The sequence below is a fragment of the Delftia sp. S65 genome, assembly GCF_016516495.1.
GTDB classification, from domain to species: domain Bacteria; phylum Pseudomonadota; class Gammaproteobacteria; order Burkholderiales; family Burkholderiaceae_C; genus Comamonas; species Comamonas acidovorans.
This window is the reverse complement of the sequence record NZ_JACVUR010000017.1, coordinates 82,638-103,402: the sequence shown is the minus strand read 5'-3', so window position 1 is coordinate 103,402 and position 20,765 is coordinate 82,638. Positions and strand designations below refer to the sequence as shown.

The following is a 20,765-nucleotide window of genomic DNA, read 5'->3' as shown; positions in this document are numbered from 1 at the left end:
CTGCCTGCCAGCCCGCCACTCGGCGTTGCGCTCCTTGTGCGTGTGAGCACAAGCACGGCGTCGCGCGCCTTGATTGGCGGGCTGGCAGGCAGCTTCGCGACCCCACATTAGTGTGAGCAGGCCCTACCGTACCAGGGCGTCTGGGGGCTCTTGCAGGCAAACCACAGGATGACGCCATCGCGCTTGATGCGTTGTGCCCAGGTCTTCAATCTTTCACCGGCTGTCATGGATATACGAGGTTGTGACCGGGCTGGATGATGGCGGCCGGCTGTTGCCGTTGGGGCTGCGCCGCCAGGCCCGCGCAGCACTCGATGATATGGAACGCCAGCCCGCTGCGCGCGGTGTACTTGTACCGGGTCTTCATGACCGCATCACCACGGTGCCGTGCCTGTGGCCGCAAAGGCCTGCAGCACGGCGGTGTCGGCTGGCCTGGGCCCACCAGGGCAAATGGCTGCACTGACTGGCAAAGCCTTGTCACCGCCCTCTTCCCCATTCCAAATCCATATCGACTGCACTCAAGGCATGCATCTCGTATATGCATCTAGGAATAATCTGAAAATAATCAGCCACCAGCCTTTCTGCTTGACTTCCAGATACCCAAGAAATCAAATAGCCGGACTCCCACAGCGGAATTCCCAGGCCATTGATTGACATTGGCCTTGGGAATGATTGCGAACGCGCAATTCCCACTATCACAACTTGATCGGACCTGATTTCTCACAGGACCGAGGGTAGGCCTGCGTTTGTGATTTTTCTGGCATTTTGCAAATCACCATTTCCTTATTCATTCCATTAACCATTCGCTTGCAGGCCATGGCAACATCCACAGATCTCACCCGCCCGTATATCAGCTATGAAAAGGCCTTCAACAGGCAGATCACCCGTGCCATGGACAGCCAGCAGGTGGACGTGGTGGTACTCACGCCGCAAGAGTTCATAGGCGTCCTGCAAGACAGGTCGCGCAATGACCCACGCCTGGAGGCCAGCCTGCGCGCCATCCTGGCCCAAAGCGCCCTGGGCCGGTATTGGACGCAGACGGCCAGCCCCAATGCCGGCAAACCCTGGACAATCCCCGCCTCCATGCTGGCCAATGACGCGTACCTGTTCACCAGAACGCTGATTGCATTGCGCCTTGCCGGTGCGCGCACCTATGTCAAGGCGACGCCCAAAGGCACCTATATCATCATCACGGGCCGAGCCGGGTTTCGCGGCAATCTGCTGCAGGGCACGCGCTTTCTCACCACCAATCCCCGCATGGTCCAGATGGGCCTGGGCATGCGCGGCCTTCAGGGCGTGGCCAGAGGGGGCTTCATCTTGAGCTTGGTCGTTGGCATCGGCGTGGAGACATTGGACTTCATCTTCAACAACGAGAAGACCATGCATGACCTGGTGGGAGGGATTGGAGTGGAGGCAGTCAAGGCGGGGTTGGCGACGATGGTTGGCTTGGGTGTCGGTATGGGACTGATAGCTACGGGCGTGACAACCATTGCCATTTGGCCTTTAAGCGTCATGGCGGTGATGGTACTTCTTACCGGAGCTACTTTAAATAAAATTGATGAAGCTTTGGAAATAAAAAAGAAAGTAATTGCTGCACTAAAAATCACAACAAACAGCACAAACAATGGTATATATCGCGTAAATTTCAATACCGTTGCCGCGCAAGAGTTACGCCACAACATTGAAGCAGAAACAAAAGAAACTGCGCTCTCAGGAGAGTCGGTCAATCTGCTATACCCTATTCACCGAAAAAATTGACGAATATTCAAATGGAATATAGAAGCTTAAATTTAATCCGTAAATCTTTGATATGGAGTATCCCGTCTTTTTTATTGATGCTGATCATATCAATTTGGAGTATAAAATATTCTCTTCTTGAAACAATATATGACTTAAGAAATCTATCTCCAACAATAAGAATAACGCCATCCGATTTGGTTGCACTATGCGCACCAATAATTTCAGTTTCAGGAATTACCATCATGATACAAAAAGCAATTCCATGCAAGGTAGGCATAACAAAAATTCCGGAGCGGATTTTAACAACTTCTATATTTGCCGGTATTTTTCTTATGCTCTTTTGTCTTTTTATTATTACTCCTTTGCAGCACTATGCCATGCCAAAACTAGGCTATACCCGTTGCAATATATTAAAAGGCCACCCAAATATTTATTATTCAGATTGGGTGAAAAATCCTGACTGGTGCGTGCGTGGCAAAAGCCGGGAATGGGTCAAGGAGCAAGCCCGTCTTGCCCAATGACCAGATGATTTTTCCCGGGTAGGCAAAGAGGGTCGAATGGCCTACCGGCCCAGGAACAGGCGGGTGGCGCGCAGGCCCAGGGGCGTCCAGTGCAGGCCCGGTGACATGGCCTGTACCAGCAACTCATGCTGGGCCGCTGGATCGAGCGTGGGGTAGCGCTGCTCGAAGAGCATCAGGTCGGTGTCCAGTTCCTGCGCGCTGCGGCCCGGGTCCGGCCGCGCGCCACGGGATGTACGCAGGCGCTCGGCCACGCGAAAGCTCATGCGCCGCGCCGGTTTGCCGGGCTCGGCCACGGATTCGAAGGAGGCTCCATCCGCACTGGCCGGCCCCCGCAGCCAGTCATGAATGACTTGCAGCTCATAGGGAGAGAAAACACCGAACATCTCTGCCCGCTCGCCCTGCAGCAGCTGCCAGAAGCGGCTTTCCTCAGCAGGCCGGTTGCGTTGTATCCAGCGTGCCTGCTCCAGCGCGGCCAAGAAGGCAGGCATGTCCTGCGGACGGGACAGCCAGTCATTGACGCTGCGGCCGGCCACCTTGCAGAAGTCCGAGTGCGCGCCATGCCCGGAAGGCGATTTGCGCGCCAGGATGCGCACCACCTCAGCTTCGATGTCGAAGGACCTGATCACGTCCAGCGTGCTGGTGCCCGTGTCTGCCAGCCGGGCGCCTGCGCGTACGCGGCGCCAGTATTCGCCGCCATCTTCAATGCGCGGCGCGTTCTCCCAGGCGGCAATGCAGGCGCGCCGGGCATGGCCGGTGTCGGCGTTGTCCACGGTCACATGCAGCGTGAAGTAGTAGGGGTCTATTCCCAGTTCATTGAGTTCGTAGGCGGTGATGAGCAGGTGCAGCGGCAATTGCTCGTAGCCCAGGTTGAATCCCACGATCTCGGGCAGGAACCGCTGCGCATTCCAGCCCAGCGCCAGCTGTACCAGCCCCTGCCGGTACAGCTCGTCGGGCAGATCCTCCACGGGATCAAGGCCATACCTGGCCAGCAGTTCCCGATAGAGCTTGACGTGGTTCTTGTCGGCCATGCCGTCGCCCAGTTCTTCCACGTAGGTGGTGACCAGGTCCGACATGCGTGAGTTGCCCGCATGCGCGCACAGGCCGTAGAGCCAGGAACCGTCCACCAGCTTGGTAGGTGCCACATTGCGCAGGAAGTACAGCGCATGGGCGCGGTTGCCGAAGTAGCGGCGTGCCGCACCCGCCTTGCGCTCTGCCAGGTAGGCCTGGTACTGGGCGTGCACTTTTTCGACATTGGCACGCATCCAGTCGGTCAGGTGCTCCGGGTTGTCCGGCAGGCCATCGGCATCGGCAGAGGTCTCGGCGATCACGCCGTGCAGGAAGTCAGCAGCAGCCTCGCGCTCCTGTTCGGTGGGCAGATGGTTGGCCAGGCGCTCGTAGAGCGGCACATGCAGGAAAGAAGGCTCAAGCGTGCCTGCGCCAGCGGCCGGTTCGATACGTGGGGGGTCCAGCAGTTCTGTGTTCATGGTGGGGCTTTGGTCCGTAACGCCTTCAGGATGCGGTGTGGCCCTAGGTACAGCCATCGGGCCAACGCCTTCCTGTGCGTCGTAATACGCCTACCCTTGGCGCAGGCGCCCGGGCCGGACCGCCGTCGCCCTGGCGCCCGCGCTCATGGCAGGGGAACAGGATCCGGCCCGGCCTTGCCGGCGAGCATTGGCTGGTACTGGGCGCCGTCCTGCTGGGCCTGGGCTGGGGCCCGGTTATGGACTAGCGCGGCGCCTTGCTGATACTGAGATAAAGCCGGTCTTCCTGTCGCTGCCCGGCCATCGCCTCACGCTGGCGTTCAGCGCGCATCTTGGTGCCCCCGCGTACTCCCCCTCCCCACCACCTCAAACCCCACATCCTGCGCGGCCGCCGCCACGCCACCGGCCATGCGCGCAATCAGCGCCTCTGCGCCCAGGCGGCCGATGGCGGCGCCGTCCACGCGCACGGTGGACAGGGCGGGCCAGGCGTCCAGCGCCAGGGCCTGGTCGCCAAAGCCCAGCACGCCGAATTCCTCTGGCATGCGCAGGCCCAGTGCGTGGGCGTGGGAGAGAACGCCTTGCGCCAGCGCATCGGAGCTGCAGAAGACGGCATCGACCTCCGGTGCCTGGGCGCGCAGGGCGTTCAGGGCATCGCGGCCACGGCCGGATTGGGGGATGGCTTCCGAGAAGACGATTTGCGCGGGAACCGGGGCACCGGCTTCCGCGGCGGCGCGGGTGAAGCCCAGGGCACGGCGGGCGGCGCGGCTGTCGTCGGCGCGCAAGATGGCCGGGCGCCGGTAGCCGCAGGCGGCGAGGTGACGGAAGGCGGCGCGGCCTGCGTCCTCCTGCGAGAAGCCGACCACCATGTCCAGCGGATGGGGCTGGTAGTCCCAGAGTTCGACCACGGGCACGTCGGCATTGACCAGCAGGCGCCGCGTGCGGGCCGTGTGCTCGGTGCCGGTGAGCACGATGCCGTCCGGGCGGCGGCTGAGCATGGCGGCCAGCCAGGTTTCCTCATGCTCCGGGTCATAGCTGGAGATGCCCAGCGTGGTTTCATAGCGCTGCGCGGCCAGGATGTGGATGAGCGCATCGAGCATGTCGGAAAACAGCGAGTGCCCCACCGAGGGCACGATGGCCGCCACCAGCCGCGTCTGGCGCGAGGTCAGCCCGCCCGCCAGGGAGTTGGGCACGTAGCCCGATTGCTCCACGGCCTGCGCCACGCGCAGCCGCGTGGCCTCGGCCACCAGTTCAGGCCGGTGTAGCGCGCGCGAGGCGGTGATGGGCGACACGCCGGCAATGCGGGCCAGGTCCTTGAGCGTGGGCGCATTGGCGTTGCGCAGGGTGCGGAGGGTCATGCGAGGCCTTTGCCTGGAATGGCGATGGAGAGGCGGCTTGAGGATGATTGCGTGGTCATGTTAACGATGATGTCCATCAGCACGGTCTGATTGTTTCCCCTCGTACGTCCGAATGGAGAGCGCTGCCTTTGCTTGAAATGATTGCGCAATCATTCAAGAGGAGACCACCATGCGCCCTTCGCTCCCCAACCGCCGCAGCGCCATGGCGCGCCTGCTGGCTGCGGCCCTGGCTCCGGCCTCGATGCTGACCCCGGCCCCGGCCCAGTCCCAGGCCCAGGCCCAGGCCCAGGCTGCCTGGCCGATCAGGCCGATCACGCTGGTGATTCCCTTCCCTCCCGGGGGCCAGACCGATGTGGTGGGCCGGCTGGTGGGAGAGCGCCTGTCGCAGCGCCTGGGCCAGCCCGTGGTGGTGGAGAACCGGCCCGGCGTGAATGGCTCGCTGGCCTCCGAGGCCGTGGCGCGAGCGCGTGCCGATGGCTACACGCTGGTGATTGGCGGGCCGGGCACGCACGCCATCAACCAGCTGGTCAATTCCAACGTGAAGTACGACGCGCGGCGGGATTTCACGCACATTGCCATGCTGGGGCGCGTGCCCATGCTGCTGCTGGCCTCGCCCAGGCTGAAGGTCGCTTCGGTGGCCGATGTGGTGGCCCTGGCCCGGGCCAGCCCCGGCACGGTGAATGTGGCGCTGACGGGCATTGGCTCGTCCAGCCATGTGACGACGGAGCTGCTGCGCCAGGCGGCCGGCGTGAGCTTCAACAACGTTCCCTACAAGGGCGATGTGCCCGCCATGACCGATGTGATGGGCGGCCAGGCCGACCTGCTGTTCGTGCCCGCCACCTCGGCCGTGGGCTTTGCGCAGGCGGGCAAGCTGCGTGCGCTGGCCGTGGCAGGCGACCGGCGCCTGGCGGCCCTGCCCGATGTGCCCACCATGGCCGAGGCCGGCCAGCCGCAGGTCGTCAACTATTCATGGACCAGCCTGGCGGGGCCGCCGGGCATGCCGGCCGATGTGGTGGAGCGGCTCAACCAGGCCTGCCAGTCCCTCCTGGCCGAGCCCGAGGTGGTGGCCCGCCTGGCCGCCATGAGCAACGAGCCCACGCCGGGCACGCCCGCCCAGGCCGCCAGCTTCATCGCCGCCGAGGTGGCGCGCTGGAGCGAGGTGGTGCGCAAGGGAAACATCCAGGTCCAATGAACAGTGTCAGGAGAGTCCCCATGAGCATGCTGCCCGCCAATACGTTCAAGCGCGCGCTGCGCGAAGGCCGCCCGCAGATCGGCCTGTGGTCCACCATTCCCTCCCCCTTTGTCTGCGAGATGATCGGCGGCGCGGGCTACGACTGGGTGCTGCTCGATACCGAGCACACGCCCACCGACGTGCCGCTGATGCTGGGCCAGCTGCAGGCCGTGGCCGCCGCCCTGCCCGCACCGGGCGCCCCGCCCGTGCACGCCGTGGTGCGGCCCGCCTGCAACGATGCGGTGCTGATCAAGCGCTACCTGGACCTGGGCACCCAGTCCCTGCTGCTGCCCTTTGTGCAGAACGCGCAGCAAGCGCGGGACGCCGTGCGCGCCATGCGCTATGCACCCCAGGGCATGCGCGGCATGGGCGGTTCCACTCGCGCGGCCAACTTCGGGCGCACTGCCGACTATGTGGCATGTGCGGCCGACGAGCTGTGCCTGCTGGTGCAGGTGGAGACGGCCGAGGCGCTGGAGCAGATCGAGGCGATTGCGGCCGTCGATGGCGTGGACGGCATCTTCATCGGCCCCGCCGACCTGTCGGCCAGCCTGGGCTATCCGGGCCAGGCGCGCCACCCTGTGGTGAACCGGGCCATCGACCAGGCCATTGCCCGCATCCGCGCCTGCGGCAAGGCGCCGGGGATCCTGATGGTGGACGAGGCACGGGCGCGCGAATGCCTGGAGCTGGGCGCGCAGTTCGTGGCCGTGGCGCTGGACACGCTCTTGCTGCGCGACGGGCTGGATGCGGCGGCGGCGCGCTTCAGGCAAGGGCTGCTGGCAGCGAACCCGCCAGGGCCCGCATCCACTGCCGACAGCTACTGAGGAGCCCCACAACCATGACACGTTCCCCCGAATCCCTGCGCAGCGCACGCTGGTTTGCTCCCGATGATTTCCGCTCCTTCGGCCACCGCTCGCGCGTGCTGCAGATGGGCTATGGCTACGAGGACTGGATGGGCAAGCCCGTGATCGCCATCGTCAACACCTGGAGCGATGCCAACCAGTGCCATGCCCACTTTCGGCAGCGCGTGGAAGACGTCAAGCGCGGCGTGCTGCAGGCGGGCGGCTTTCCGCTGGAGCTGCCGGCCATCTCGCTGTCGGAAAGCATGGTCAAGCCCACGACCATGGTCTATCGCAACTTCCTGGCCATGGAGACGGAAGAGCTGCTGCGCAGCCACCCGGTGGACGGCGCCGTGCTCATGGGCGGCTGCGACAAGACCACACCGGGGCTGACCATGGGGGCGATCTCCATGGGTCTTCCCTTCATCTACCTGCCGGCCGGCCCCATGCTGCGCGGCAACTGGAAGGGGCAGGTGCTGGGCTCGGGCTCGGACGCCTTCAAGTTCTGGGATGAACGCCGCGCCGGCCGCCTGGACGAGCAGGCCTGGCGCGAGATGGAAGCCGGCATTGCCCGCAGCCACGGCACCTGCATGACCATGGGCACGGCGGCCACCATGATGGGCATTGCCGAGGCCGTGGGCCTGGCGCTGCCGGGCGCTTCGTCCATTCCGGCCGCCGACGCCAACCACATCCGCATGAGCGCCGAGTGCGGCCGCCGCATCGTGCAGATGGTGTGGGAAGACCTCACTCCCGCCCGCATGCTCACGCGTGCGCATTTCGAGAACGGCATTGCCTGCGCCATGGCCATGGGCTGCTCCACCAACGCCATCATTCACCTGATCGCCATGTCGCGGCGCGCGGGCCATCCGGTCAGCCTCGATGACTTCGACGCCTTCAGCCGCCGCGTGCCCGTGATCGCCAACATCCGGCCCAGCGGCGACCGCTATCTGATGGAGGATTTCTTCTATGCAGGCGGCCTGCGCGCCCTGCTGGAACGTATCCGCCCGCATCTGGACACCGGGGCCATGACGGTCAACGGCAAGACCCTGGGCGAGAACATTGCGGGCAGCCAGGTCCACCAGGACGACGTGATCCGCCCCCTGTCCAGCCCCATCTACGCCGAAGGGGCGCTGGCCGTGCTGCGCGGCAACCTGGCGCCGGACGGCGTGGTCATCAAGCCCAGCGCCTGCGCCCCGCACCTGCTGCGCCACACGGGCCGCGCGCTGGTATTCGACGACTACCCCAGCCTCAAGCAGGCCGTGGATGACCCCCATCTCGATGTGAACGGCGAAGACATCCTGGTGCTGCGCAACGCCGGCCCCAAGGGCGCGGGCATGCCCGAATGGGGCATGCTGCCCATTCCCACCAAGCTGCTGAAAAAAGGGGTGAAGGACATGCTGCGCCTGTCCGACGCCCGCATGAGCGGCACCAGCTACGGCGGCTGCCTGCTGCATTGCTCGCCCGAATCCGCCGTGGGCGGGCCGCTGGCCCTGGTGCGCACGGGCGACCGCATCACGGTGGACGTGCCCGCCCGCCGCATCCACCTGGAAGTCAGCGACTCAGAACTCGCCACCCGCCGCACCGCGTGGACGCCCCCGCCCGCGCGCTATGAGCGCGGCTACGGCTGGCTGTTCGGCCATCATATCCTGCAGGCCAATGAGGGATGCGATTTTGATTTTCTGGAGACGGGCTTTGGGAGGGCTGTGCCGGAGCCGGATATTTTTTGAGAGCGTGAATGGCACAGGGTCTGCCCAGGCGCAGGGCGGCCAGTGCAGCCCTGCCTGTCCAGGTCCTACGACATAAGCCGCCTCCAGGCTGACGGCCAAGTCCTACATCGCCACTCCTTTTTGTCATGAATAGTGGCTCTGTTTTCGACAAGATACTGATTCAAGCAAGCCAATGGAAACGCCATATCCAATTGAATATTGATGAATACGAAAACCGCCGCATTCATCAGATATCGATAGGCATTTTCTAATAGCGACACACCGTTTCCCCCAGGTCCACGCGCACGCAAGCCCCCTGCCCTTCGCGGGCAGCCGTTCCCGTTTCCCCGCTGCCTTGCACCGCCGTGGACCTCAACCCAGAAGCAGAGGTGGCTGTGGACTTTCTCAGAAGCATCTTTCATCAGGCTCCGGAAATCGCGCTGTTTGCGGCCTTGGCGCTCGGTTACTGGGTGGGCAAGTTCAGGTTCGGGTCGTTCCAGCTGGGGGGCGTGGCGGGGTCGCTGCTGGCGGCGGTGCTGATCAGCCAGGTGGGGGTGACCATTGATTCGGGCATCAAGGCGGTGCTGTTTGCGCTGTTCATCTATGCCGTGGGTTTCGAGAGCGGGCCGCAGTTCTTCCGCTCGCTGGGTCGGCAGTCGGTCAAGGAGATCCTGATGGCCCTGGTGGTGGCCGTGTCGGGGCTGGTCACGGTGGTGGTGATCGCCCGGGTGTTCCATCTGGACAAGGGGCTGGCGGCGGGGCTGGCAGCTGGCGGGCTGACGCAGTCGGCCATCATCGGCACAGCGGGCTCTGCCATCGAGAAGCTGGGGCTGGCGCCCGACGAGGTGCAGCGCATGCAGGCCAATGTGGCCATCGGCTATGCGGTGACCTATATCTTCGGCTCCTTCGGCGCCATCATCATGTGCGTGAACGTGCTGCAGTGGCTGACGGGCCGCAAGATCCGCGAGGACGCGATCCAGGCCGAGCAGGAGCTGCTCAAGGGCGTGCGCGTGTACGGAACCGGCGAGTCACCGGCCGTGCCGGATCTGGTGGGGCGCATTTTCCGCGTGGGACAGGCAGGCCGCACCGTGGCCGAACTGGAGGCCAGCGCCACCGCCAACGGCGGCACGGTGACGGTGGAGCGCATACAGCGCAAAAACGCGCTGGTGGGCGTGGACGGCAGCTTGGCGCTGGAGGCCGGCGACATCATCTTGCTGGTGGGCCGGCGCACGGCCGTGGTGGCGCTGGGCGCCTCGGTGGGCGAGGAGCTGCAGGGCGCCGAGGGCATGGACGTGGTGATGGTGCGGCGCGATGTGGCCATCTCCAACAACCAGTACCTGAACCGCAGCGTGAAGGACATCCTGGACAGCCTGTCGCAGGAGTTCAAGCACGGCGTGTACGCAGTGGCGCTGATGCGCGCGGGCACGCCGGTGCCGATTGCGCCGGCCACCATGGTCATGCCGGGCGATGTGGTGACGCTGTTCGGCACGCCACAGGATGTGCAGAAGGCCGCGCAGTCGGTGGGCCCCATCATCGTGCCCAGCGACAAGACGGACTTTGTCTTCCACGGCCTGGGCATCACGGTGGGCCTGCTGATCGGGCTGCTGGTGCTGCGCCTGGGCTCCATTCCCATCACGCTGGGCAGCGGCGGCGGCGCCCTGCTGGCGGGCCTGCTGTTCGGCTGGTGGCGCAGCCGCAAGCACACCTTCGGCAACATGCCCACGGCCGCTTCCACGCTGCTGCGCGACCTGGGCCTGGCCGGCTTCGTGGCCATGGTGGGCCTGCAGTCGGGCCAGCAGGCCGTGACCACGGTGATGCAGCAGGGCCTGACGCTGTTCCTGCTGGGCGTGGTAGTGACCATCGTGCCGCTGCTGATCGCCATGCTTTTCGGCAAGTACGTGCTGCGCTATGACAACGTGGCCGTGTTCGCGGGCTCGCTGTCGGGGGCGCGCAGCGCCAACCCGGCGTTTGGCGAGATTCTGGACAAGGCCGGCAACTCGATTCCCACGGCACCGTTTGCGATCACCTATGCGCTGGCCAATGTGTTCCTGACACTGCTGGGCCCGCTGGTCATCGCCTTTGCCTGAACACCTCGGATCTATTCCCAAGGACCACCAAGGACCATCACAAGGAGCTGCGCAATGAGCAAGGATTATCGGAGTCTGGCGAATTTGAGCCCGTTCGAACTCAAGGACGAGCTGATCAAGGTGGCCTCGGGCAAGGCCAACCGCCTCATGCTCAATGCGGGGCGCGGCAATCCCAACTTCCTGGCGACCACGCCGCGCCGGGCGTTCTTCCGGCTGGGGCTGTTCGCGGCGGCGGAGTCGGAGCTGTCGTACTCCTACATGACGGTGGGCGTGGGCGGGCTGGCCAAGCTCGACGGCATCGAGGGGCGCTTCGAGCGCTTCATCGCCGAGCACCGCGACCAGGAGGGCGTGAAGTTCCTGGGCAAGTCGCTGAGCTATGTGCGCGACCAGCTGGGGCTGGACCCCGCCGCCTTCCTGCACGAGATGGTGGACGGCATCCTGGGCTGCAACTACCCCGTGCCGCCGCGCATGCTCACCGTGAGCGAGCAGGTCGTGCGCCAGTACATCGTCCGCGAGATGGCAGGCGGCGCCGTGCCGCCCGAGTCGGTGGACCTGTTCGCGGTGGAGGGCGGCACGGCAGCCATGGCCTATATCTTCGAGAGCCTTCGCATCAGCGGCCTGCTCAAGGCCGGCGACAAGGTGGCCATCGGCATGCCGGTGTTCACGCCATATATCGAGATCCCCGAACTGGCCCAGTACGACCTCAAGGAAGTGCCCATACACGCGGACCCCGACAACGGCTGGCAGTACTCCGACGCCGAGCTGGACAAGCTCAAGGACCCGGACGTCAAGATCTTCTTCTGCGTGAACCCCAGCAACCCGCCATCCGTGAAGATGGACCAGCGCAGCCTGGACCGCGTGCGCGCCATCGTGGCCGAGCAGCGGCCCGACTTGCTGATCCTCACCGACGATGTCTACGGCACCTTTGCCGATGAATTCCAGTCCCTGTTCTCGGTCTGCCCCCAGAACACGCTGCTGGTGTATTCGTTCTCCAAGTATTTCGGGGCCACGGGCTGGCGCCTGGGCGTGATCGCGGCACACAAGGACAACGTGTTCGACCATGCGCTGGCGCAGTTGCCCGAGTCCGCCAAGAAGGCGCTGGACCACCGCTACCGCTCGCTGCTGCCCGATGTGCGCTCGCTCAAGTTCATCGACCGCCTGGTGGCCGACAGCCGCGTGGTCGCGCTGAACCACACGGCCGGCCTGTCCACGCCGCAGCAGGTGCAGATGGTGCTGTTCTCGCTGTTTGCGCTCATGGATGAAGCGGACGCCTACAAGCAGGCGCTCAAGCAACTGATCCGCCGCCGCGAGGCCACGCTGTACCGCGAGCTGGGCATGCCCCCGCTGGAGAACCCCAACTCGGTCAACTACTACACGCTGATCGACCTGCAGAACGTGACCTGCCGGCTCTATGGCGAGGCCTTCTCGCAATGGGCCGTGCAGCAGTCGTCCACGGGCGACATGCTGTTCCGCGTGGCGGATGAGACCGGCATCGTGCTGCTGCCGGGCCGGGGCTTCGGGTCCGACCGGCCTTCCGGCCGCGCCTCGCTGGCCAACCTCAACGAGTACGAGTACGCAGCCATAGGCCGCGCTCTGCGCCGGCTGGCCGACGAGCTGTACGAACAGTACAAGGCGCTGGGCAAGGAGTAGGCCCTGCGCACAAGGCCCGCACGGCTCATCGCAGCTGTCGGGCCTTGACCACCAGCAGCGCCCCGGCCATCAGGCCCACGCCGGCCAGTTGCACGGCGCCCAGCGCACGCCCGTAGACCACCCAGTCCAGCACGATGGCCGTCAACGGATAGACGTACTGCAGCACGGCAATGCGGCCCAGCGTGAGGCGGGCCATGCCCGCAAAGAGAATGGCGTAGGCCAGGCCCGTGTGCAGCACGCCCAGCCCTGCCAGCCAAGCCCAGGACGACGGCGCCTGCGGCCAGCCATGAACCAGCGGCACCCACAGCAGCAGCACGGTGCCAACCGCGCATTGCCACCAGGCCAGCGCAAACGGCGTGACCACTTTCTCGGTCTTGGCCAGGATGGTCACGGCCGCATAGCACAGCGAGCCGGCCAGGCACATCAGCAGGCCGGACACATGGTCCGGCCCCCAGGCCGCCGCATCGCCACCCAGCAGCCCCGTGGTCAACACCAGTCCCAGCAACGCCGCCAGCATGGCCACCACCTGCCGTGGTGCCACGGCCTCGCGCAGCACCAGGGTGCCGAACAGCATGATCCACACCGGCTGGATGTGGAACACGATGGTGGCCACGCCAATGGAGGTGCGCGGTATGGCGGCAAAGAACAGCGCCCAGTTCAGCACCATGAGGAGGCCCGTGGCCACCACCACCGCCCAGCTCCTGCCGCGCACGCGCAACTCCCGCACGCGGCCCGTGGCCAGGCCCCAGGCCAGCAGCGCCAGCGCGCCGAAGGCGCAGCGAAACAGCACGGTGACCAACGGGTGCTGGCGGGCCTCTTCCACAAATACGCCGACGGTGCCCAGCAGCACGCCGCCCGCAATCATCAGCCACTGGCCGCGCGTCTCCTGCGCTGTGGGAGCGGCTTGTGCGGGCGCGGGAGCGGGCGCGGTGGAGGCTACGGATGCGGCCTGTAAGAAATGGGTTCTGTCTTGCATGGCCGCGATCGTCTCGTGGCAGGAAATTCCCGTAAAGCAAATAGTTTGCAGGTTTAGTATTCGATATTCGAATCCATGGAGCGTGCCGTGAACCACCCCGACCTGCAGATCGACTGGCTGCGTGCCCTGGTGGCCGTGGTGGATGCGGGCTCGCTCTCGGCTGCCGCGCCGCTGCTGCACCGATCACAGGCCGCCGTGAGCATGCAGATCAAGAAGCTGGAGACAGCGCTGGGCCAGCCCGTGCTGCTGCGCGGCCCGCGCCATCTGCAGCTCACGCCCGCAGGCGCGGAGCTGCTGGGCTATGCGCGGCGCATGCTGGAGCTGCAAGCCCAGGCGCAGGCGGCCCTGTTCGGCCCCGACCTGTCCGGGCGCGTGCGGCTGGGCGTGCCGGACGACTACGCATCCACCTATCTGACGCCCGTGCTGCGCAGCTTCGCGGGCCGCTACCAGGGCGTGGAGATCGAGCTGACCTGCGAGCAGTCCACCGCGCTGATCCCGCAAGTGGTGCGCGGCACGCTGGACCTGGCCCTGGTCTCGCGCGACAGGCCCCAGCGCGGGCGCCTGCTGTTCCACGAGCCCCTGGTCTGGGTGGGCGCGCCGCAGCACGAGGTGTGGAGGAAGAACCCCCTGCCGATTGCCGTCTACGAGGCCGCCAGCCTGGCCCGCACGGCGGCGCTGTCCAGCCTGGCGGCTCAGCGGCGCGCGCACCGCGTGGTCTATCACAGCTCCAGCCTTGCCGGCCAGCTGGCCGCCGTGGAAAGCGGCCTGGCCGTGGCCGTGTTCACGCGCTGCAGCGTGCCGCCGCACCTGCAGGTGCTGCAGAACCTGCCGGCCGGTTTCGAGCTGCCGCCGCTGGTGTCCATGGAAGTTTCGGCCCTGCGCAGCAAGGCCTCGCAGGGCTCGGCGGCCGTGGATGCCATGTACGGGCAGTTGATTGCGACGCTGGGCGGTGGTCGACCCTAGAGCGGCGCAGTCCACAACCCCGCGTCGCCAGCCCGGGCATGCCATGCCTGGAATCTGGCTCTGTAGCCTTGCCAGGGCTCGGCAAGCACGGGGCGCGGGTCCTCGCTGAGGTCATAGGCCATGCCTTCGGTCCACCATGCGGGCCGCAGCAGCATGCGGACGATGCCGAGTTGCTCGCTCTGCACCTGGTGGATGAGTTCATGGCGGAGGTAGTAGGCGGTCCAGGCCCTGGGGCCTATGACCGTGCCCAGGCCCGCCAGGTTCATGGCAGAGCGCGCGCCCAGCCCGAAGCTGTCCGCACAGGCCTGGGTGGCGCAGAACACCACCCGGGGCCGGTGCGGCGCAGTGCCCAGGCGCGCCGCCAGGAATCCATGGGCCTCCTCCACCATGGCGCTGGCCTGCTCCAGCCGCGAGACATCGTCCACGCAGATCCGATCCGCCGTACAGGACACGCCGGCCAGCCCGGGAGCCATCACGCGCACTGGTTTGACCAGACACCAGGCCAGGGCTGGCACCACCACCGTGACGAGAACAAGCAGACGTTTGAGGGGAGGGATCCTGGGTCTCATGGATTGGCTGGGGTTGGGTCGCTGTACACGGATTGTCGAGGGCTGCAGCCGCACTCAGTCATCAAAATCCCACAGCTCATGCAGATCCAGCCGCAGGCGGCTGTCGCCCTCCAGCGCCTCGCTGCGGGCCAGGCGTTCGGCCAGCAGCGCTTCGGCCAGGGTGCGGCGCACGGCCAGCAGTTCGGTCAGGCCCGATTCACCGGCGCGGTAGGCGCGCAGTGCGCGGTCGGCGGCGCCCTGCTGCAGCGTGGCGGCGCGGGCCTGGGCCTGGGCGGCGGCACGCTTGCCGGCCAGCAGGCTCCAGAGCACGTCGAACTCCGCGCCCAGGCGGCGCTCGGCCGCCAGGCGGCGGGACAGCGCGGCGTCGGCATCGGCCAGGGCCTGGTCGGCCTGGGCCTGGCGGTGCACCGAGCCCAGGGGCACGGACAGGCTGACGCCCGCAATGCGCTCGCTGCCGCCCCGCTCGCTGGTGGCGAACACGCCCACGGTAGGGTCGGGCCGGCGCTCCAGATCGGCACGGCGAGCTTGGCGCAGTGCCAGGGTTTCCTCGGCCTGGGCCAGCAGGTATTCGTGGCTGTGCTCTATGTAGCGCAGGCGCAGCTGGGCCGGTGGCTGCTGCGGCAGCGGTGGCAGATCCAGCAGCGGTGGCGCAGCCTCCCCCTCCTTCGCCCGGGCAGCCTCCAGGCCCGGAAAGCGCGCCTGCAGGTCCGCCTGGGCCGCGTGGTGCGCGGCCTGGGCCGTTGCCAGCGCGGCCTGCATGCGCGCGTGCTCGGCTGCGGCCAGTTCGGCGTCCAGCCTGGCCGCATCGCCTGCGCGCAGCCGGCGTTCGGTGACGCGGGCCAGTTCGGCGGCAGCGTCGGCATTGTCCCGGGCGGTCTGCTGCGCCTGGCCTGCGCGCTGTGCGGCAAACCGCAGCGCCAGCAACTGGCGTGCGGCTTCGTGCCGCACATCCTGGGCCGCCACGCGCGATGCGGCCTGGGTCGCTTCGGCCAGCTGCGCATCGGACTCGGCCTTGCCACCCAGGCGCAGGGGGCGCTCGATGGCGATCTGCCCTTCGGCAAAGCGCTGGCCCGAGCCGTCGTGCACCCAACGGCGCTGGCCGCTGGCGCGCACCACGGTTTCATGCGGGCCGGCGCGCAGGGCCTGGGCGCGCGCCGCAGCGCCGCGTTGCGCGGCGTCGGCCGCCTGCACGGCAGGAGAGCAGGCCACGGCCTCGCGCACGGCGGCCTCGGGCGGCAGATGGCTTTGGGCCTGGGCCTGGACAGCGCAGGCACACAGCAAGGCAGCGGCCCAGGCATGCAGCAGGGGTTTCATGGGCATGTTCCTGAAAGAGAGTCCGGCAAGGCCTTGCGCCCTGCAGTGGGGAGAGGTGGTGGTGGTGTGGGTGGTGCTCATGACCGGGCCTCCCGCTCACGCCGCGGCAGGCCGAAGCGTTCGAACAGCAAAGGCAGCAGAAGCAGGGTCAGCGCCGTGGAGCTGACCAGCCCGCCCGCCACCACGATGGCCAGCGGCCGCTGGATCTCCGAGCCCCGCCCGCTGGCCAGCAGCAGCGGCACCATGCCCAGCGCGGTGATGCAGGCCGTCATCAGCACGGGCCGCAGCCGGTCGCGCACGCCGTGCCGCACCACTCGGGACAGGGGCTGGCCCGCAGCCAGCAGGTTGTTGAAGTGAGAGACCAGGACCACGCCGTTGAGCACCGCAATGCCCAGCAGCGCGATGAAACCCACCGAGGCAGGCACCGACAGGTACTCGCCCGCCGCACTCAGCGCCGCCATGCCGCCCACCAGCGCGAAAGGGATGTTGGTAATGACCAGCAGCGCCTGCCTGGGCGAGCGGAAGGTCAGCACCAGCAGCACGAAGATGGCGCCCAGGGCCAGCGGCACCACCAGCGCCAGCCGTGCGGCGGCGCGCTGCTGGTTCTCGAACTGGCCGCCCCAGACGATGCGCATGTCCTTGAGGCCGGCATCACCGGCGATGGCTGCCTGGGCATCGCGCACAAAGCTGGCCAGGTCGCGCCCTTCGACGTTGACCTGCACCACGGCGAAGCGTGCGCCGTTTTCGTGGTCCACGCGCACGGGGCCGTCGCGGACCGCCAGCTTGGCCAGGGAGGTCAATGGCCAGTTGCTGCCGTCCGCCGCCGTCACCAGCAGGCCGGCCAGGCCTTCGGGCGACTGGCGCAGCGCCGCCCCGCCGCGCAGGATGAGCGGCGTGCGCGCCACGCCTTCGGGCACGATGCCAATGCGCTCGCCTTCCACCAGGGCGCGCAGTTGCGCCTGCAGACCTTCGCCACTGAGCCCGGACTGGCCCAGCGCCGCGCGGTTGAGCGCCACCTGCAGGTATTGCACGCCGCTGTTGCTGGGCGCGATGACTTCGGAGGCCTCGGCCACCGCGCGCATGCGCGCGGCCACGGCCTGGGCGGCAGTGTCCAGCCGCGCCAGATCGGGATCGAAGATCTTGATGGCCACGTCGCCGCGTGTGCCGGTCAGCATTTCGGAGACGCGCATTTCTATGGGCTGGGTGAAGCCGTAGATGAGCCCCGGAAAGCCTTGCATGACGTGGCGTATGGCCTCGGCGATGTCTTCCTTGCTGCCGCGCCACTCGTCGCGCGGGCGCAGCACCAGGAAGGTATCGGTCTCGTTCAGGCCCATGGGGTCCAGGCCCAGATCGTCCGAGCCCGTGCGCGCGACGATGGAGCGGATCTCGGGCACCTGCTCCAGCAGCGCGCGCTGCACGCGCCCGTCCATGTCCAGCGAAGCGGCCAGCGAGATGGAGGGCGTCTTTTGCAGCTGCACGATCATGTCGCCCTCATCCATGGTGGGCATGAAGGTCTTCCCCACGGACAGGTAGAGCACGGCCGCTCCGGCCAGCGATGCCCCGGCAATGCCGAAGACCGCAGGCCGATGGGCCAGGCTCCAGCGCTGCATGCGCTCGAAGCCCCGGGCCACGCGCCGCATCAGCCAGGGTTCATCGCCGCCATGCGAGCGCAGCAGCAGCGAGGCCAGCGCAGGCACCACGGTGAAGGCGATGAGCACCGAGGCCCCCAGCGCCAGCACGATGGTCAGCGCCACCGGCGCGAACAGCTTGCCCTCCAGCCCCTGCAGCGTGAGCAGCGGCAGGAACACGATGGCGATGATGGACACGCCGGCCAGCATGGGCACGGAGACCGCCGAGACCGCCTGGCGGATCAGCACGGCCCGGTCCTGCGGCGGGGAGCTGCCTGCCGTTTCGATGGCCGTTGCGCCCGCAGACTCATTCGCCAGCGCGGTCTCTATGTTCTCCACCACCACCACCGCAGCATCCACCAGCATGCCCAGGGCGATGGCCAGGCCGCCCAGGCTCATCAGGTTGGCCGTCAGGCCCGCATGGCGCATCAACAGGAAGGTGGCCAGCATGGACAGCGGCAGCGTGGCCGCCACCACCAGGGCCGCCCGCAGCCCGCCCAGGAACAGGTAGAGCGTGACCAGCACCAGCACGCTGGCTTCGACCAGGGCGCGCACCACGGTGCCCGCAGCGCGCGAGACCAGGTCGCCCCGGTTGTAGAAGACCTGGGTGCTCATGCCCTTGGGCAGCCGGGGAGCCAGTTCATCCAGCCGCGCCTGCACGGCGTCCACCAGGCTGCGCGCATCCACCCCGCGCAGTCCCAGCACCAGGCCCTGCACGGCTTCGCCACGTCCGTCGCGGCTGACGGCGCCGTTGCGCGTGGCTTCGCCCAGGCGCACGGTGGCCACATCGCCCACGGTGGCGGCAACGCGCCCCTTATGGGCGGGCGCCACGACAATGGCGCGCAGGTCGTCCAGCCCGTGCACGCCGCCTTCCACGCGCACCACCCAGTGCTCTTCCCCGCGGTCCAGCCGGCCTGCGCCGTCGTTGCGGTTGTTGGCCTCCAGCGCCTGGCGCAGCTGGTCCAGCGTCACGCCGCGCGCCCGCAGCCGGGCGGGGTCGGGGATCACCTCGTAGCCGCGCACCATGCCACCCAGGGCATTCACGTCTGCCACGCCGGCCACGGTGCGCAGCGCAGGGCGAATCACCCAGTCCAGCACATGGCGGCGCTCGGCCAGAGACCATTGCTCACCGTCGATGGTGAACATGAACATCTCGCCCAGCGGCGTGGTGATGGGGGCAAGCCCGCCTTCGGCCGTGGCGGGCAGCTCGCGCTGCAGGCCGGCCAGCCGCTCGGACACCTGCTGGCGCGCCCAGTACACGTCCGTGCCTTCGCTGAAATCCACGGTCACGTCGCTGATGCCGTACTTGGACACCGAGCGAACCATGGTCTTGTGCGGCAGGCCCAGCAATTCCTGCTCGACAGGCGTGGAGACGCGCTGCTCCACCTCCTCGGGCGTCATGCCGGGCACCTTCAGGATCACTTTGACCTGGGTGGGCGAGATGTCGGGGAAGGCATCGATGGGCAGGTGCACATAGGCCCAGGCACCGGCCAGGGCCAGGGCCAGCGCGCAGGCGGCCATCAGCACCAGCGCGCGCTGGCGCAGCGAAAAATCGATGAGGCGCGCCAGCATCACTCACCCCCGCCCAGCAGGCCCTTGAGCGCGGCAATGCCCGTCACGGCAATGCGCGCCTTGGGCGGCAGCGTGCCGCGCACCACGGCCGTGGCCTCGTCGCTGGCCTCCACGGACAGCGGCATGAAGCGCGCCCCCTGCCCGGTGGCGACAAAGACGCCGGTGCGGTTGTTCCAATGCGCCAGCGCCGCAGCGGGCACGCGCAGGCGTGCACCGCCAGAGCCACCAGCAGATCCGCCGGAAGGCCCGGCGTCCGCACCAGCCAGGGCCAGCGACGCGGTCACGCTTTCGCCCACGCGCAGGTCGCCAGCGCGTTCCAGCGCAACGCGCACCCGCATGCCGGCCGATCCGTCACCGACCGGGGCCATGCCGGCCACCTTGCCCTGCGCACCGCGCGCCGCCACCTGAACGCGGTCGCCCACGCCGGGCAGCGGCACCTCGCGGCCCAGCAGCAGGTCCAGTTCCAGCGCCGTGGGGTCGGCCACGCGCAGCAGCGGCGCCGAGGCCTCCACGCGCGCACCCGGCACCGCCAGCACCTCGGTCACCAGGCCTGCGCGGGGCGCCACCAGGTGCACCTCGTTGCCCGCAAACTGCAGGCCGCTGGCGGCCAGTTCGGCGCGCCGCGCCTGGGCCATGGCCGCGGCCTCGGCGGCGCGGGCCTGCGTAGCCTGCCAGCGGCTGGCGGCGATGATGCCGTCCTCATGCAGCGCCTGGTCGCGCGCCAGGGCCTGGCGTGCCAGGCGCGACTGGGACTCGGCCTCCAGCAGCGCGCGCCGCGCCTCATACAGCTGCGGGCTGGTGAACACCGCCACCGGCTGGCCGGTGCGCACCGTCTGGCCCAGGGCCACGAGCACGCGCGGCACCGCGCCTGCATAAGGGGCGGCCACCACGGCCTGGGCATCGGGCCGCAGCACGACGCGGGCGTGGGCCGAGACCTCGATGCGCTGTGCCGCCTGAATGGGTTCGAAACGCACGCCCAGCGCCTGTGCCTGTTCGGCGGACAAGGCAACGGATGCGGACGGGGGATTGGACGGGCTTGCGGGTGCGGCCTGGGCCTGGGCGGCCATGCCGACGGCTGGCAGCGCAAGTGCGCCGGCCAGCAGCCATGGGGAAAACATCATTCCTGACTCCGGGAAAAA

16 protein-coding genes are annotated in these 20,765 nt (G+C 67.3%); 8 read left to right on the top strand and 8 right to left on the bottom strand.

The window, feature by feature from the left end; translation table 11 throughout:
* Nucleotides 1-223: 223 nt before the first annotated feature.
* Entirely contained in the window at nucleotides 224-364 is a 141-nt protein-coding gene (locus IAE24_RS15885) for a hypothetical protein (RefSeq protein WP_016447034.1), read from the bottom strand.
* Between the two features lie 449 nt (nucleotides 365-813).
* Here IAE24_RS15885 and IAE24_RS15880 point away from each other — a divergent pair, with 449 nt between their 5' ends.
* Together IAE24_RS15880 and IAE24_RS15875 are read left to right on the top strand one after the other, a co-directional pair.
* Entirely contained in the window at nucleotides 814-1,755 is a 942-nt protein-coding gene (locus IAE24_RS15880) for a hypothetical protein (RefSeq protein ID WP_199960916.1), read from the top strand.
* A gap of 11 nt (nucleotides 1,756-1,766) precedes the next feature.
* Nucleotides 1,767-2,258: a hypothetical protein gene (locus IAE24_RS15875; protein ID WP_199960847.1), complete on the top strand. Its 492-nt coding sequence runs from the start codon at nucleotides 1,767-1,769 to the stop codon at nucleotides 2,256-2,258.
* A gap of 41 nt (nucleotides 2,259-2,299) precedes the next feature.
* On the opposite strand, the gene IAE24_RS15870 is transcribed toward IAE24_RS15875, so the two are convergent.
* Both IAE24_RS15870 and IAE24_RS15865 read right to left on the bottom strand, forming a co-directional pair.
* Nucleotides 2,300-3,742: an iron-containing redox enzyme family protein gene (locus IAE24_RS15870; RefSeq protein WP_199960849.1), complete on the bottom strand. Its 1,443-nt coding sequence runs from the start codon at nucleotides 3,740-3,742 to the stop codon at nucleotides 2,300-2,302.
* A gap of 317 nt (nucleotides 3,743-4,059) precedes the next feature.
* A complete protein-coding gene (locus IAE24_RS15865; RefSeq protein ID WP_199960850.1) occupies nucleotides 4,060-5,094 on the bottom strand; it encodes a LacI family DNA-binding transcriptional regulator in 1,035 nt (344 codons plus the stop codon).
* Nucleotides 5,095-5,263: 169 nt separating this feature from the next.
* Between IAE24_RS15865 and IAE24_RS15860 the strand changes: the two genes are divergently transcribed.
* The 5 genes from IAE24_RS15860 (at nucleotide 5,264) to IAE24_RS15840 (ending at nucleotide 12,604) form a co-directional block, all read left to right on the top strand.
* Nucleotides 5,264-6,286 (top strand): Bug family tripartite tricarboxylate transporter substrate binding protein, encoded by a 1,023-nt coding sequence (locus IAE24_RS15860; protein ID WP_199960852.1) that lies wholly within the window; start codon nucleotides 5,264-5,266, stop codon nucleotides 6,284-6,286.
* Nucleotides 6,287-6,306: 20 nt separating this feature from the next.
* Nucleotides 6,307-7,146 carry an HpcH/HpaI aldolase family protein gene (locus IAE24_RS15855; protein ID WP_199960854.1) on the top strand — a complete coding sequence of 280 codons (840 nt, stop codon included), beginning with the start codon at nucleotides 6,307-6,309 and terminating at the stop codon, nucleotides 7,144-7,146.
* A gap of 14 nt (nucleotides 7,147-7,160) precedes the next feature.
* On the top strand, nucleotides 7,161-8,888 hold the full coding sequence (gene araD / locus IAE24_RS15850) for an L-arabinonate dehydratase (RefSeq protein ID WP_199960856.1): 1,728 nt from the start codon (nucleotides 7,161-7,163) through the stop codon (nucleotides 8,886-8,888).
* A gap of 374 nt (nucleotides 8,889-9,262) precedes the next feature.
* On the top strand, nucleotides 9,263-10,954 hold the full coding sequence (gene aspT, locus IAE24_RS15845) for an aspartate-alanine antiporter (protein ID WP_199960858.1): 1,692 nt from the start codon (nucleotides 9,263-9,265) through the stop codon (nucleotides 10,952-10,954).
* Between the two features lie 54 nt (nucleotides 10,955-11,008).
* Nucleotides 11,009-12,604, top strand: coding sequence for a bifunctional aspartate transaminase/aspartate 4-decarboxylase (locus IAE24_RS15840; protein WP_012205739.1), 1,596 nt, complete (start codon nucleotides 11,009-11,011; stop codon nucleotides 12,602-12,604).
* A 25-nt stretch (nucleotides 12,605-12,629) separates the two neighbouring features.
* On the opposite strand, the gene IAE24_RS15835 is transcribed toward IAE24_RS15840, so the two are convergent.
* The gene (locus IAE24_RS15835; protein ID WP_199960860.1) at nucleotides 12,630-13,580 is read right to left on the bottom strand and encodes a DMT family transporter; all 951 of its coding nucleotides are present in this window, start codon (nucleotides 13,578-13,580) and stop codon (nucleotides 12,630-12,632) included.
* A gap of 75 nt (nucleotides 13,581-13,655) precedes the next feature.
* Here IAE24_RS15835 and IAE24_RS15830 point away from each other — a divergent pair, with 75 nt between their 5' ends.
* Nucleotides 13,656-14,543, top strand: a complete 888-nt coding sequence (locus IAE24_RS15830; RefSeq protein WP_192366795.1) for a LysR family transcriptional regulator — start codon at nucleotides 13,656-13,658, stop codon at nucleotides 14,541-14,543.
* Here IAE24_RS15830 and IAE24_RS15825 read toward each other — a convergent pair.
* The 4 genes from IAE24_RS15825 to IAE24_RS15810 all read right to left on the bottom strand — a co-directional run bounded on the left by IAE24_RS15825 (nucleotide 14,540) and on the right by IAE24_RS15810 (nucleotide 20,747).
* Entirely contained in the window at nucleotides 14,540-15,112 is a 573-nt protein-coding gene (locus IAE24_RS15825) for a hypothetical protein (protein WP_099751950.1), read from the bottom strand. The two genes, IAE24_RS15830 and IAE24_RS15825, sit on opposite strands and share 4 nt — an antisense overlap.
* Before the next feature lie 54 nt (nucleotides 15,113-15,166).
* Nucleotides 15,167-16,426 (bottom strand): TolC family protein, encoded by a 1,260-nt coding sequence (locus tag IAE24_RS15820; protein WP_199960862.1) that lies wholly within the window; start codon nucleotides 16,424-16,426, stop codon nucleotides 15,167-15,169.
* 77 nt (nucleotides 16,427-16,503) lie between these two features.
* Nucleotides 16,504-19,626 carry an efflux RND transporter permease subunit gene (locus IAE24_RS15815; RefSeq protein ID WP_199960864.1) on the bottom strand — a complete coding sequence of 1,041 codons (3,123 nt, stop codon included), beginning with the start codon at nucleotides 19,624-19,626 and terminating at the stop codon, nucleotides 16,504-16,506.
* On the bottom strand, nucleotides 19,626-20,747 hold the full coding sequence (locus tag IAE24_RS15810) for an efflux RND transporter periplasmic adaptor subunit (RefSeq protein ID WP_199960866.1): 1,122 nt from the start codon (nucleotides 20,745-20,747) through the stop codon (nucleotides 19,626-19,628). Before IAE24_RS15810 ends, IAE24_RS15815 begins: the two co-directional genes overlap by 1 nt.
* Nucleotides 20,748-20,765: the final 18 nt, after the last annotated feature.